We start from the raw sequence: 13,242 nt of genomic DNA, 5'->3' as shown, positions 1-13,242 counted from the left end.
CGCTGCCGGGCCCAAGGCCCCGTTCAGCCCCACAGCCCGTCCGGGTCCGGCATGGCGGCCAGCACACTCAGCCTCCGCGGGGTGTGCGTGCGGCGGCTGGCTGTGGTCAGCACACCCCACCCCGCGCCCGCCAGGGCGGAACGGACCTCCGCGAGGGCACCGTTGCGCACGGGGCGCACACGCCGGACCTGCGCCGGCCGCAGCGCGCCCTCCTCACTGCGCCCGTCGATGAACCAGGTGCCCTTCACGGACCGCTCGCCGGTGGGGACGACGAACAGGCCCTGCGCGCCGTGCTCCCCATAGCCCCAGCGCCAGTCCCGGCCGATGACCGCCAGCGGGACGCCCGCCCCGCGTGCCTGTGCGAGCGCCGCCCGCACCGCCGGGTGCCCGGCGTGCTCGGGCAGGCAGCCCACGAACGCCTCCCCGGTCCCCTCGCCGCTCTCCGCGCCGCCCTGCCACAGGCGCCCGGCGCGCCGGGCGAGCGCGGCCAGGACCGGCGGGTGCGTAACGGAGGTGGCGGCGTGCATCACCGCGCGGAACTGCTCGGGCACCTCGTCGGCGCCGTCCCGGCCGTCGAGCACGGGGAAGAGCACCGCCGCGTGGACCAGGAGGTCCGCGAGACGGTCGTCGGAGTCGTCGGAGCCGGTGCAGGCGAGACGGTCCATGGCACGACGGAACCGGGCCCGCACGCCACCGAGGCCCAGCGCCCCGGCAGCGGCCAGGACGTGGCCGGGATCCGCGAGACCCTCGCGGGCCGGGCACTCCTGGCCGCCGCTGCCGTCCGCCCAGGCGTCGAGGGCGTTGTCACTGCCTGGCGCCGGGTCCCCACAGGACCAGGTGACCGGCGCACCGCAGTGGCCGCAGCGGAAGAGCTGCCCGTCCTCGGGCAGCGACGGAGGGTCCTGGCGGTCGCCGGGGATCTGGCGCAGGGTGCGCCCGCCGGGCCCGAACTCGACCCAGCCCACACGGTCCCCGCCGTCCACGGCCCGGCACCACAGGCGGCGCATCGGCCGCCCGAAACGGTCGGTGAAGTCCTCGGCGGGCCGTACGACCCGGGCGCGCCGCCCGTCGCCGTGGCCGCGCACCAGCACGTCACCCACCGTCAGGTCCTCGAACGCGACGTCCTCGGTGTCGGCGAGGATCTTCTGCCAGCGCAGGTCCTCGGCGGCGCGCTCCGCAGCCTCGGCCGCGCGCTCCCGGGGGCTGCGGTAGGGCTCCATGACGGTGGTGAAGCCGTCACGGCGCAGCGTTAGGCCGTCGTCTTCCCAGGCGTGTGAGGCACCGGCGCGCAGCTCGGCCGCCGCCATCTCCACCGCCACACCCCGGCTGAAGACGCCGCTGTCCGTACCGATGCCGGTGGTGACCCGGCTCTCCCACCGCGTGAACGCCTCCGGCAGCAGACCTCCGGCCCGTTCCAGCGACAGGGCGGTCTCGACCCGGGGCGTGCACCGCAGGGTTTCGAGGTCGCCGCGGGTGCCGCGCCGACGGCAGTCGCGGCACGCGTACACGTATGGGGCGGAGGGCCAGCGCCGGGACGTGGTGTCCCCGGTGCGGGCGCCGGTGTTCCACACCGCGTGCGACCCGGCCCGCAGCGCTTCGACCGGCCGGCGAGTGGCTCCCGCCGGGCGCAGTTCGTCCAGCGTGAAGACGCCGCTCTCGCCGCCGGTGCCGCGCACCTTGTAGCGGCCGCCGTTGACGCCGTGCGCCACCTTCGCGGCGAACTCCTCACCGGCGACGTGCTGACGCGCGGCGCGGTCCCACGTCACGGGCCGGACGGTGACCTCGCTGCCGGGCCCGTAGACCTCGTGGTCGGCGACGGCAGGCGCGGCGTTCTCCTCGGCGGTGGCCGGGCGCAGCGTGATGCGGCCGCGCCGGTCGCGGAAGGGGAGGAGGGCGCCGCCGCCGGGCAGATCCTGGACCGGGAGGCCGTCGCCGAGCGCCGCTTCGATCTCGCCCAGCGCCGCGCGGGCGGGTACGCGCTGAGGGGTGCCGCCATTCACCGAGCGCATGAACGAGCCCTCCACGGGGCTGGTCCGGGCGGGCGGCCTGCGGTCCGAGCCCTGCTCCCACAGGCCGCGGGGAGCGTGCTGGCTCTCGCTGTCCGGGCACATGAAGTCGTCGTCCCCGCCCCACCACAGGCCCTCGAACAGGCCGATGCGTGCACCGCAGCGGCGGCAGGCGTCGGCGGCCTCCTCCTCGGAGGGCCCGGGGGCCGCCGGCGTTGAGGAGGGGTCGCGGCGCAGGTTCGGAGCGGGCACGGCCTTGTGGTGCACCGCGTCGCTGGACGCGTCGACGTACGAGACGAGCACGTTGACCCGCACGATGCGGGTGACCCGCCCCCGGCGCCACATGCCCCGGTTGCGGACCCACACCGTGTCCCCCTCGCTGACCCGGCCTGCGGCGACCAGCCCGGCGGCACTGGACCGCATCGCGGCCAGAGGCCGCAGGACCGGCAGTATCCGGGCATCCAGCAGAGTGCGGTCGACCGCCTGGCGCCCGCGGTGCACGGCCGCCTCGACGGAACGGGCCCGGGTGACGACCGCCCGCCCGTTCACCCGCAGCGCCAGATGCGCGCCGACGCTGGCGGCGGAGGCCACCGTGAAGCCCGGGATGGTCGTGACGCGGATGTGGCTGCGGCGGTAGATCTCCTCGTGATCGCCGGTGGCGCTCTCGTACATGCAGGGATGTCCCTTCGGGGCAGCAGTGGGCGACCCGCCGGGAGGCGGGAGCAGCGGAAGCGGGGAAGCCGGGCCGTCGCCTCATCGGCGGGGCCGGAGATGCCGGCGTCGGCCGGGCCGGGGGTGGAGCAGCAACCCCCGAATAGTTCATTATTCTACCGAAATGGGTACCAGAGGGCAAGTTTTATGTGTCATGTGGATGGGTGTTCGGCCTCCCCGGACGGTCACGGCCCGGCCCGGTCGTCAGCCGACGTCGGCCGCCTCCGTGTGAGGGGCGCCGCCGATGGGGGTTTCGGTCACCCCGGTCGCGCGGAGGTAGGCGAACACCGGGCTCGCCACGTCCTCGTGCACGTCGGCGGCGTGCCGGTCGCACAGCCGGTACCGCGCGGTGCGGCGCTCGGCGAAGGTGACCGTCACCAGCTTGGTGGCAGGGAGGCCGCAGCCGCCGCGCCGGGAGGTGTAGCCGTAGGAGACGCACATCGCCGTACGGGTGCGCGGCCGCCTGGACCCGGGCGTGGCGGAAGAGGTGGACGGCATTCGAGCTCCTTCATGTCGTTCGTGTTCTCGATGTCCGCGCCCCTTCCGGGAACACGGAGCGGGGGGCGTCCTTCGGGTCCGCCCGGGATGAACGGCGGCCGGGAGTGCCGGCCCGGGCGGGGATTACCGGCCGCCGCCGCAGTATCAGGGCCCGGAACTCGCGGGTGCTCACAAGCCGGGGCGCCGCCCTGTGCGGTTACTGCCCGGCGGCGGGCGCCCAGGAGGACCCCGTGCGCCGGACGAGGTAGACGTCCGGCCATGAGAGGCGGCTGTCCGCGACGACCGCCTCAGCGGCACGGCGGTTCAGTCGCCCCAGGGGTTCGATGTCGTCGGGACGGGACGTGGACGCGATGCCGTACTCGGTGCTGGCCATGGTCGTGCTCCTCTGCTCGGTGGTCCCTTTGCGCAGTGTGCAGGAGGTGGCCGGAGGCCACGGAAGCGGCGGCTATTCGTGTTCGGCGAGCGCCTCGCGCACCTGTGCCTCGGTGGGGTACTCGTCGAAGGACTCGTCCCGCAGGAGTTCGCCGGTCTCGGCGTCGGTGATGTCGTAGCTCAGCCCCTTGGCGTCCCGCCAGGTCAGCCGCGTGACGTCCACGCGCCTGCCGTCGATGACGTACTGGCCCGCGTGCTGCTCGGAGACGACCCTGTCGCCCATCCTGTGCTCCTCTCGTCCGTGGTCCCCGCCGCAGGGCGCCGGGGACCTCTCGCTGAACTGGTCGGTGCCGTCGTTCCGGTGTACCCGGCTCTTGCCGCCGGGGCGGCGCAGGGCGCCGCCCCGGGCCGACCTCAGACGCGCTCGACGTCGGCGTAGACCACCGTGTCGGTGCTGTCGCGGTCGAAGCCGCGCTCGCCGGAGCGGTGGACGAAGCGGTACGTGCCGGGCGGCACGTCCACCACGGTGTCGGACCAGCCGAGCGTGCCGGGATCGCCGCCCCGGTCCTTCCAGAGCTCGAAGTCCGCGCAGGCGTAGGCCCACACGTCGGTGCAGATGCCCGCCAGACGGTTGCTCTCCGGGAGTGAGGGCTCGTCGTCCTCGTCGAGGCGGGGGCTGGCGATGATGTAGGTGTCCGGCCCGGTGCGGTACAGGCCGAGGCCGCAGTTGTCGGCGGGCCCGAAGGCGCACCCGGCGTCGGCCATCTGCCGGATCGCCTCCGCCTTGCCGAACGTCGACTCGTAGCTCATCGGGTCCGCGTCGACCCAGGTGAAGACGGGGTGCAGGCTGTCGGAGACCAGCAGCTTCCCGGACGGCACGGCGATGGTGACCGTCGTGGTGATCCCGTCCGGGTAGGGACACGGCTCCAGCACGTGGACTGCGTCATCGGTGAACCGGTAGACCGGCGGACGGTTGCAGACCCGGCAGGCGTACGCCGCGCCCGAGACCATGGGGTCCGCGTCGTCGAACACCTGCCGGACCTCCACCTCTCCCGACCGGGAGAGCACGTGGCCATTGGCCTCCAAAGGCATCCGCCTGCTGGTCATCCGGTGCGCTCCTTGCGGGTCTCGCTGCCTGCCATTGTGATCATTAGTCTATTCTGTGCGGCACTTTCTGTCAAGTTTTATGTGTCAATATGGGGGTGGGTTTCCCGCCCCGGCCCGTCCGGCCGGCGTGACGGCCCGGGTCTGCGGCGCGCTATCGTGTCCCACGGCAGGAACTGCTGCCACCGTCCGTATCGTGTGGCCCGGACCCATGGATGCGACCCGGCGGGAAGAGGCGAACGCCACGTCAGTCGCACCGACTTCACCTGCGTCTGTCGGCGCGCCGGTCCGGGCAGTCGCGCCGCAGGACGGACCTCTCCCATGTCCACCGAACGCCACGCCGTGCGGCTGCGCCGCCAGTACACGGGCGAAGGCCGCCAGGCCGCGCTCGCCTTCTACCGCCGCCACGGAATGCACTTCGGGCTCGTCCCGGACACCAACGACCCGCAGCAGCAGGCTTTCGAGGCCGCCGTGCTGCACACCCTGGCCCGCCCCCATTCGGCTCTCGGCCCGCTGCACACGCCCGGCGCCCCGTTCGGCGTGAGCGCCGCGTCCCCCGGCGTGGAGAGCCTTGTGCTGTGGCCGCACCCGGACCACATGACCGACTTCCTGCTGCACTTGCTGCCGACCCGGTCCGCCGACGGCATCGCCGGACTGCCCGCCCTGCGCGCGGTCACCGGCCCTTACCAGGACCTCGTCGTCCGTCTCCTGGGCCGGGCCGCGCGCATCACAGTCCGCGCCACCGGAGCCGATGTCGAGCGGGCCCGCGCCGCAGCGCTCACGGCCGGCCGTGAACCGCTGTGGGACCAGAAGGCCGCGGCCGTGGGGGAGCGGCACGCCTGGGAGGCGGTGACCGACGGCTTCGCGCCGGGGGAGAGCGCGCTGTGGAGCCGGGCCCTGCGCCGCCCCGCCCTCGCAGCAGATCCGGCCCCGTGGTCCAGCCGTGCGCCGCTCGCCGCCGAACTCGAAGGCCCCAAGCCCCGGCAGCTGCGTCCCCGCGCCGTCGGCCCCCTCGCCGGGAGCGTCCGCGGCACGGTGGCGATCACCCCGGCCGGCGGCCTGGGAGGCATCGGGTGCAGCACGGTCGCCCTGCAGCTCGCCGCCGCCCTGGCCCGCGGCGGGACCCGCGTCGCGCTCCTGGCGGACGCGAGCGACCCGTCGTCTCCGCTCGGTGGTCAGGACCGGGAGAACGGAACCCCCTGGCGCCCTGTCGCACCCGGCCTGCCCACGCTGCGCGGTGCCGCCCTGCCGCAGGACCGTCAGGAGGCCGGGGCCCTCGCCGAGGCCGCCCGTACGCGGGCCGACGTCGTCCTCATCGACACCGGGAACGGCGCCTACCCGCACCAGCACCTGGCGGAGGAAGCGGACCTCGTCCTGGCGGTCACGCGCTACGACCAGCGGCACTGGATTGCCGACACCGAGACGATCGACCGTCGCCCCGGACACGTCCAGATGTGGGCCTGGCTCGACCAGCAGTATCTCCAGCAGCCGCCCCGCCGTGACCTGAGCCCGGCGTCGGAACTGCTCACGTTCCTCGACGTCGCCTTCGCCGACTGGGTCCTCCAGCGCACCTGGGGCGATGGCGACCCCGGCTGGGAACCCGACTGGGACCTCCTGGCCGAGCTGGACGAACTGGATGCCCGCGACATCGAGGAGCTGCCCGCCGAGGACGAGGAACCCGACCTCGACAGGTGGCGAGCCGAGTTCCTCACCGTCGCCGGCGCGGAGGGGACACGGCGCCATCCCGGCCTCTGGCCCGAGGTCTCTTCCGCCTGGCCCGCCCACAGCCGGCGCCGTAACCGGGCCGGACTGCGGGCAACCGAGCCGGAGGACGCCGAACAGGAACAGCTGTGCCAGGAGCTTCTGGAGAGCGTCGAGACCGAGGCGATCGCACGGTGGGGTGCAGGACTGTGGCAGGAGCACCGCCGCGCGTGGGTGACGGCCCGTGCGGCCAACCGGCCCCTCCTGCAGCCCTACGGGGACCTCATCGAGCGCATCGACGTCCTGCGCCCGGCCGCCGAGGTCGCGGACCTTCTTCCACGGCCCGACCGCGGCCTGCCCGCAGACCGCGTGCTGATCACCCTCAACCGCGTACGAGGGGACGTCGACCCGCAGCAGCTCGCCGACGTCGGCCACGTCCTGGGGGAACGCGGCGGCCTGGGCGTCACGTTCGTTCCCCGGCTGGCCGAACTGGCCGAACTGCCCGGGAACACTGCCGTCCTTGCCGAGGCGGGCGGTCCGCAGGCCGTCGCCGGCGCGCGGCTGGCCGTCGTCGTGACCGATCACCTCTCCGTCGGCCCGGGCGCCGGACCCCGCTGACCCGTCCGCGTCCCATCCCGGTCCGGCTGCGTTCCTTCGCCGGACCGGTGCGCCCGCGCCGCCGGGCACCCCGCCTGACGGCGGTGTGCCCGGCGCTGGGTCGGTGTCACCCCCACCGGCCGATCTCGTCGAGGTGCTCGTCGAGGCTGGTCAGGCCCTGCGCGTCCAGGACGGCCTGCGTCTGTGCCCAGGTCGTGTTGTCCGTGCGGTAGACGCGCACGATCTCCTGCGGGTCGGCACCGGTCAGACCGGCGACCATGCGCAGGGCCTCCTCGTCGAGACCCTCGGTCCGGGCGAGGAAGCCGCACATCTCGATCAGGAACTCCGCGCCGGGGCAGCTCAGGTCGGCGCGCTCCTCGATCCACCGGGTGAAGCCGCTGACGAACCGGGACGGGATGTCCTCGATGTGGAAGCCGTTGGCGGTGCTGATCTCGGGGTCGATGTCCATGTGAGTCCTCTCATCGCGGGAAAGCCGGTCATACATAGGGGGGGCGAGTGGCCACACGGCGCGCCCGCGGCGCCCCGGCCGGGGACGCCGGGCGCGGGCCACGAGGGAGTAGACGGCCGGTCATCAGAACCCGTCCCCGCACCGTCAGCAGCGCGCTGGGACTTGGGGAATCCCCAGTACCTGTTTGCGGTATCGGGGTGCTTTCTCCAAGGTCAGGGCGTCGTGGTGCCCGGTTGCCGCGGCTGAGCGGTATGAAGGAAGGGTGACGGACAGCCGGCCGGAAATCGGCGATGGGGAAGAGGCTCAACCCGAGCTGTGTGACCTGTGCGGGGCGATGGTCTCGGACAGCTCGGAGCTGTACGCCCTCGTCCCTGACTCGTCGTTCATCCACGCGGTGGAACCGACATTCGATGGCAAGCGCTGGGTCGTCGGGTGCTCGCGCGAACACCTCGCTGAGCTGGTGGAGCAGTACAGACAGCGGCAGTTCGTGGACGCCGAGCTGTGGGCAGGCCAGATCGGACGAACGATCGACGCTCACGCCGGAAAGATCAGCCCGGAGGAGCTGGCCGAGGAGACCGGGCTCACTCAGGCCCAGATCGAGCTCGGGGTGCTGTGGCAGAACCTGGGCGCTCTGCGCTGGCACCAGCGGTTCGGCAAGGGCGACGGCCCGCAGCCGGAAGAGTGATCACGGCGCCTGCGCGAGCGGGGACGGCGGCATCGTCGCTGCGCGGATCGGCGGGCCCTTCGCCGGGTGAGGCGTCGGGCCGAGAGCCGACTCCCTCATCCCGACGGACGGCACGAACCGCGGTGCGCAGGGGACCCGCAGCGGCACCACGCTGCGCGAGCAGCCCCCGCCCGGACGCGGGCCGGGCCCCCGCTCACCGGCGCGGCGGGCTGCGGCAGAAGCGCGCGGCCCCACCAGTGCTCCGCCGCCGCGCAGGTACGGTCGCCAGGTCGTCCGGCGCCGGGGCTCAGTTCACTCCGCGGTCCGCGGCGTCGAGCGTCTCGGCGAGCCGGGCGGCGTGGTCGAGGGCCGCAGCCAGCGCGTGCCCCATCTCCGCGGGACGGCGCCGCTCGATCCAGGCCAGACCGGTCAGCAGACTGCTGTGCGCGGCCCGCAAACCGGCCGCCACGTCGTCGCCGTGATCCTGCGGGGCCTCTTGGGCGCGGGGCCATAGCCAGGTGTCGGCATGGCTGTCCACGATCTGCCGGAACGGGCGGAAGTCGATGACGGTCCCTCAGCGGACGGTGTCCTGCCCGCTGCCCGCTGCCCTCCGGACCAGGCGAGCCAGAGGTGCCGGCGGCACAGTGCCATCCGGTAGTGGACAGAGGCAGAGACGGAGCGGCGCGGTGGCCACGGCGAACGCGGCGGCCGTCCCGTTCAGGGGACGGCCGCCGCTTCGAACAGCCCGTTCGAGGGGCCTCAGCTCATCGTCGGGTCCGGGTTCGGCCGGGTCCGGATGCTCTGGTCCATCGCCACCTCCACGGAGGGGACGGTGGTCACCCGCCCGTCGGACTTGTAGACCACCCAGACGCCGCCGACGACCGCGAACGAGGTGTTGTTGTCCACCAGGAACTCCCGAGCCCCGACGTTGAAGACGAACATGTCGTCGTTCTCCGTGATCTCCCGGTCGTCCAGGCAGAACGTGCCGTTGTCCCAGCCGGGCTTGGCCGTGTCGATGACCCGCGCGCGGGCGTCCTCGTAAGAAAGCGTCATGGCAATCCCCATCCTCTATCGTTCAGCTATTCATTAATCTACACTATGAGGGTGCGTACTGTCAAGTTATATGTGTCGATGTGTGGTGTGGATCATGGCTCGAGGTAGCGGGCTGTCGCGCCGGGCGCGGGGGTGGGCTTGTCGTCGAGCCGCACCCACTTCGTGACGAGGCTGCGGCGGAAGTAGAAGCCGGCGTTCGTGACCGGCGGGTTGGGCTGGCCGTCGACGAAGCGCACCGTGCCGCCAGAGTTCTCGACGTTGAACACGTGCGCACCGCCCGACCGCCACGCCACGAACACGACCCCCCGGGAGCCGGGCTCCTTGAACGCCTCCTCCACCTCGGCGCGCCCTCCGTCGGAATCCGACGGAAGTGAACTGTAGGCCGTGGTGAACGATGCCCCCCAGGCCTCCTCGATCACCGACAGCGGTCGGCCCCCGGTCTTGCCGGGCTCCAGCGGGCCGGCCTTCACACTCTGGCCGCGCCTCGATAGCTCGTAGGCCTGCACCACGCTGGTGCAGTTGTGGGAGTAGGCCGGATCGTCCCGGTTGTACTTGGTGTTGATCCTCTCCAGCGTCCCCTTGATCTGCTCGTCGGCGCTCTGCGCGGGCGGACGCTGCTCGGCCCGCCGCGCGACGTCCGCCTTGAGCAGCCGCGCGGCGCGGTTCATGTCGTTCTTGGCGTTCAGTGCGGCATCTGCCGCCCCGTCGTGGTCCCCCTCCTTGGCCAGGATCCGGGCCCGCAGCGCGGACGAGTGCGCCAGCGCGAACTGACGGTACGCATCGGAGTTCTGGTCGAGCTCGCCGTCGGCGAGGGCCTTGTTGACCGCCTTGGACGCGGCGGAGGATCTCACGGCGTATGTCGCCCGCCGCACCGCCAGGCTGCTGCCGCGGCAGCGGCGACCGCCCTGGGCCTGCGATCTACACACGGGTCCTCCTCGCCCCGGGCCGCTCGGCTGCGGCCGTTCGTCCCAAACGGTGGGTCCGGGGTCCTGTGGACAGAGACCAAGGCCGATGACCGCTGCCGCGCTGGCTCAGGCGGGCGGCGCGCCGGGGGAGAAGGTGCGTTCCAGACGCCTGGTCCTCGGCGAGCAGATCGGGGGAGGAGAGCTCGTGGCTGGCGCGGTAGCTGGTCCAGTCGGGGCGGATCTCCAACTGGTCCTGGGGGCCGGTGCAGCGCGGGTGGCGGGGCACAGCCCGTGGGGGTTGGGGAGAATCTCGCCGCCACCCGGGCACCGACCCGGACCGGGGCGCCGCGGACGGGCGGCGCCCCGGTCCGGAGCCGTGCAGGGCTACATGGGCGGGCCAATACGGACCGGCACCAGCAGGTGCCGGTAGGTGTCCTTGGCGGCCGGGTCGTCGGCCAGCAGCACCGGCCCGCGGGCCTGCCCCTCCTTGAACTGGCGAATGCGCAGGGTGACCGTGTCCTGACCGGCGAAGGCGTCGAGCGCAGCGAGCAAGAAGGCGGGGTTGAGGTGGACGCTCATCCCCGCGACGTCCGCGGTAGTGCCATGGTCGAGAGCGAAGGGGACGGCCATGCCCTTCACACGGGCCTGCTGGGCGGGGGTGCCGATGACGGGGGCGAGGACGAGCGCACCTTCGCCGCTCCAGCGCAGGGCGACGGGGCTGTGCGTTCCGCCGACGGCCTGCACCATGGCCCGGCTCTTCTTGGCCGCCTTGACCAGGGTGGCCCGGTCCAAGCGGACGCTGGCGGCGAACTTGCTCGGGAAGAACCCGGCGTAGGTGGGGAACTTCCCTTCCTCGGCGCGCACTGTGACCGTGGTGTCCCCCAGCGACAGGGTAGCGCGGGGGATGTCGCTGCTGGCGGCGTCCAGCAGGCCGATGCCGACCGGGCCGTCGTAGGACGTGAACCGCTTCAGCAGCGCGGCAAGGACGCTGGCGGGGAACAGGACGCTCAGCGGCTCGTCCTGCGGGCGGACGGTGGCCTCGGCCCGGACGTGGCCTTCGGCCAGGCGGTAGCGGTCGGTCGCCGCCATGGTGAGGGTCTGGCCCGACAGAGTCAGATGGACCGTGGTGAGGACCGGCAGGGTGTCGTCGCGTCCGACGGCCGGCAGGACCCGCTTGAGCTCGGCGAAGAACTCCCCGGCGTCCACCGTCGCCATCGCGGGCACCGGCTCTGGCGGCCGGGTGAACTCCTCCATCTCCAGCGCGGCGATGGGCACGGTCAGGTGCTCAGTGGACAGCAGGTCGCCGGACAGGGACACCGAAGTGCGCTCGGCCCGGGCCTTCGTCTCCCCTGCGACCATGGCCGCCAGCGCCTTCTGCAACTGCCCGAAGTGCAGCAGACTGCCGCCCTTGCGGGCGCGCCCCGGCACGGAGACCGACACGGCCGTCTTGTAGTCGAACGTGGTGAGCGTCGCCCGGCCGCGTCCCGTCTCAATGAAAACCCCGCGCTGCGCCTCGGAGAGGGACTTCATGCCGACACCAAACTCGGCGATCTTCAGGGCGCGGGTGAGCGGGCCGTGGTCGAGGAACATGCGCGCGGTCGGCCTGGCCGGGGCCAGGGCGACCGGAGCGGCGGGGGCGTCGGGCACGGTGACGGTAGCGGGGGACACGAAGCGGTTGCCTCCTTGGCAGAGGGATCAGATCGGGTACGGGGAGCGGCCGGTCGGACAGGTCGAGGGCAGACGGGGCGCGTGGACGGTTGTCAGGGGAGCGGGACATCCACCGCGCCGGGCGAAGTGATGTACTCGCAGTCCAGGCACGCGGCGCCGCCGAGGACTCCGCCGGGCATCCGGCCGCCTTGCAGCCAGATGCGGACGTAGGTGACCAACGGCAGGGTGGGGCCGAAGTCCCACCCCGCGCAGGACGGGCAGCGAAATCGCCACCCGGTGCCGGCTGCCTCGTGCTCGGCGGCTCCGAAGTGACGGGCCACGCGCTCGACGTCGGCGCTGGCGAGGGCGGGTGAGCTCACCCCTCCCCGCACCCGGCAGGGGAGGCGGTCAGCAGCGGCAGCAGCGTCAGGCTCTGCGCCTCGGCGCGGCCCCGGTCGTACAGGTGCCGCAGCCCCTCCGGAGGTACGGGGACACCGGCGGAGCAGGCTTCGCGTACCCCGTCGGCGAACGCGCGCTGCCCGGCGGTATGGGGCAGGGCCTCGTCCCATACCATCCACGGCCACAGGCCGCCGATGGCGTACCGCCCGTGCCGGTCGGGGTGCACGATCTCCGTGCCGGTGTCACCGCGGTAGGCCTTCGTCCAGGTGAAGCGCAGGCTCTCGCCCTCCCAAACGGCCGACAGGCCGCAGGCGTCTCGGTGCAGGTCGTCGATGATGTGCTGCGTGCTGCGGCGGGTGAACAGCGGCGCGTCGTAAGCGCCGAGTTCCTTCGGCAGCAGCCCGGGGTATGGGCCGTAGGCGGTGGAGTCCACGGTGATGAGCTGGACGGTCGAAGCCGTCATGGAAACGATGTGTCCTTTCGTCGGTGGCAGGGGAGCGGGGGTGTTCACCTGACGGGCGCCAGCGCACGCTGAATGTTGTTCAGCTGCCGCTCGGCGGCCAGGGCGCGCGGCTTCCACTCCTCATTGAGGCTCTTGGTCAGGCGGTCGCGTTCGCGGGTGGTGCGCTCCAGTTCGGTGTGCAGCATCTGGGCAGACCGGGCCAGTTCCAGCTGCTTGAAGCGCACCGGCCGGTCCGGGGTGCTCAGGGGAGTGTCGGCGAACTCGACCTCGATGACCTCAAGACCGTTGACCTTGGTGAGGGACGGCGGCGCCTCGTCGGGCGCGAGCATGGCGGTCACGTGCAGCGGGGTCCTTCCAGGGTGAGGGAGGGGCAGAGGGGGGGCGGGAGCGGTCCCGCCCCCCCGGGGGAAGACGGCGGGCCGGACCGGGGCCGTACGGCCTCCGGGGACGGGCCGGTCAGCCGCACGGCCGGTTCAGGGCCGCTGCCCGGCGGCCAGCGGATCGGGAACGCCGTGGTCGTCGGCGAGGTTGCGCACCCATGCGGGCGCGTCACGGAGGCTGGCCGGGCAGTAGCTCCGACACCCCCGGTCCTGGTTCGGTCCGGGCGCCTTGCCCGTGTGCGGACCGTCGAACCGGATCTCGTCCAAGCTCCG

The 13,242-nt window shown here is 72.9% G+C and carries 16 protein-coding genes; 2 read left to right on the top strand and 14 right to left on the bottom strand.

The window, feature by feature from the left end; translation table 11 throughout:
- Nucleotides 1–23 precede the first annotated feature (23 nt).
- The 5 genes from AAFN69_RS23000 to AAFN69_RS22980 all read right to left on the bottom strand — a co-directional run bounded on the left by AAFN69_RS23000 (nucleotide 24) and on the right by AAFN69_RS22980 (nucleotide 4,694).
- Nucleotides 24–2,678, bottom strand: a complete 2,655-nt coding sequence (locus AAFN69_RS23000) for a hypothetical protein (RefSeq protein ID WP_347730571.1) — start codon at nucleotides 2,676–2,678, stop codon at nucleotides 24–26.
- Between the two features lie 243 nt (nucleotides 2,679–2,921).
- Nucleotides 2,922–3,215, bottom strand: coding sequence for a hypothetical protein (locus tag AAFN69_RS22995; RefSeq protein WP_347730570.1), 294 nt, complete (start codon nucleotides 3,213–3,215; stop codon nucleotides 2,922–2,924).
- Between the two features lie 196 nt (nucleotides 3,216–3,411).
- Nucleotides 3,412–3,588 (bottom strand): hypothetical protein, encoded by a 177-nt coding sequence (locus tag AAFN69_RS22990; RefSeq protein WP_347730569.1) that lies wholly within the window; start codon nucleotides 3,586–3,588, stop codon nucleotides 3,412–3,414.
- Nucleotides 3,589–3,660: 72 nt separating this feature from the next.
- Nucleotides 3,661–3,870, bottom strand: a complete 210-nt coding sequence (locus AAFN69_RS22985) for a hypothetical protein (protein ID WP_347730568.1) — start codon at nucleotides 3,868–3,870, stop codon at nucleotides 3,661–3,663.
- 131 nt (nucleotides 3,871–4,001) lie between these two features.
- Nucleotides 4,002–4,694, bottom strand: coding sequence for a hypothetical protein (locus AAFN69_RS22980; protein WP_347730567.1), 693 nt, complete (start codon nucleotides 4,692–4,694; stop codon nucleotides 4,002–4,004).
- Nucleotides 4,695–5,012: 318 nt separating this feature from the next.
- Here AAFN69_RS22980 and AAFN69_RS22975 point away from each other — a divergent pair, with 318 nt between their 5' ends.
- Complete coding sequence (locus AAFN69_RS22975) at nucleotides 5,013–7,010, top strand: hypothetical protein (RefSeq protein ID WP_347730566.1); 1,998 nt, start codon at nucleotides 5,013–5,015, stop codon at nucleotides 7,008–7,010.
- 106 nt (nucleotides 7,011–7,116) lie between these two features.
- Here AAFN69_RS22975 and AAFN69_RS22970 read toward each other — a convergent pair whose 3' ends face one another.
- Nucleotides 7,117–7,458, bottom strand: coding sequence for a hypothetical protein (locus AAFN69_RS22970; protein WP_347730565.1), 342 nt, complete (start codon nucleotides 7,456–7,458; stop codon nucleotides 7,117–7,119).
- 334 nt (nucleotides 7,459–7,792) lie between these two features.
- Between AAFN69_RS22970 and AAFN69_RS22965 the strand changes: the two genes are divergently transcribed.
- Nucleotides 7,793–8,143, top strand: coding sequence for a hypothetical protein (locus AAFN69_RS22965; RefSeq protein ID WP_347730564.1), 351 nt, complete (start codon nucleotides 7,793–7,795; stop codon nucleotides 8,141–8,143).
- Between the two features lie 286 nt (nucleotides 8,144–8,429).
- Here the strand turns inward: AAFN69_RS22965 and AAFN69_RS22960 are convergent, their stop codons facing one another.
- The 8 genes from AAFN69_RS22960 to AAFN69_RS22925 form a co-directional block, all read right to left on the bottom strand.
- On the bottom strand, nucleotides 8,430–8,660 hold the full coding sequence (locus AAFN69_RS22960) for a hypothetical protein (RefSeq protein ID WP_347730563.1): 231 nt from the start codon (nucleotides 8,658–8,660) through the stop codon (nucleotides 8,430–8,432).
- Nucleotides 8,661–8,881: 221 nt separating this feature from the next.
- The gene (locus AAFN69_RS22955) at nucleotides 8,882–9,175 is read right to left on the bottom strand and encodes a hypothetical protein (protein WP_347730562.1); all 294 of its coding nucleotides are present in this window, start codon (nucleotides 9,173–9,175) and stop codon (nucleotides 8,882–8,884) included.
- Between the two features lie 92 nt (nucleotides 9,176–9,267).
- A complete protein-coding gene (locus AAFN69_RS22950; RefSeq protein ID WP_347730561.1) occupies nucleotides 9,268–10,101 on the bottom strand; it encodes a toxin glutamine deamidase domain-containing protein in 834 nt (277 codons plus the stop codon).
- A gap of 363 nt (nucleotides 10,102–10,464) precedes the next feature.
- Complete coding sequence (locus AAFN69_RS22945) at nucleotides 10,465–11,748, bottom strand: DNA polymerase III subunit beta (protein WP_347730560.1); 1,284 nt, start codon at nucleotides 11,746–11,748, stop codon at nucleotides 10,465–10,467.
- 92 nt (nucleotides 11,749–11,840) lie between these two features.
- Complete coding sequence (locus AAFN69_RS22940; protein ID WP_347730559.1) at nucleotides 11,841–12,107, bottom strand: hypothetical protein; 267 nt, start codon at nucleotides 12,105–12,107, stop codon at nucleotides 11,841–11,843.
- Nucleotides 12,104–12,589, bottom strand: a complete 486-nt coding sequence (locus AAFN69_RS22935; RefSeq protein ID WP_347730558.1) for a hypothetical protein — start codon at nucleotides 12,587–12,589, stop codon at nucleotides 12,104–12,106. Before AAFN69_RS22935 ends, AAFN69_RS22940 begins: the two co-directional genes overlap by 4 nt.
- A gap of 44 nt (nucleotides 12,590–12,633) precedes the next feature.
- The gene (locus tag AAFN69_RS22930; RefSeq protein WP_347730557.1) at nucleotides 12,634–12,927 is read right to left on the bottom strand and encodes a hypothetical protein; all 294 of its coding nucleotides are present in this window, start codon (nucleotides 12,925–12,927) and stop codon (nucleotides 12,634–12,636) included.
- A gap of 135 nt (nucleotides 12,928–13,062) precedes the next feature.
- Complete coding sequence (locus tag AAFN69_RS22925; protein ID WP_347730556.1) at nucleotides 13,063–13,236, bottom strand: hypothetical protein; 174 nt, start codon at nucleotides 13,234–13,236, stop codon at nucleotides 13,063–13,065.
- Nucleotides 13,237–13,242: the final 6 nt, after the last annotated feature.

Origin of the sequence: Streptomyces sp. CAU 1734 (genome assembly GCF_039888735.1) — a bacterium.
Lineage (GTDB): Bacteria > Actinomycetota > Actinomycetes > Streptomycetales > Streptomycetaceae > Streptomyces.
The sequence above is the reverse complement of the archived record's forward strand: the minus strand, read 5'-3'. Positions and strand labels throughout refer to the sequence as shown.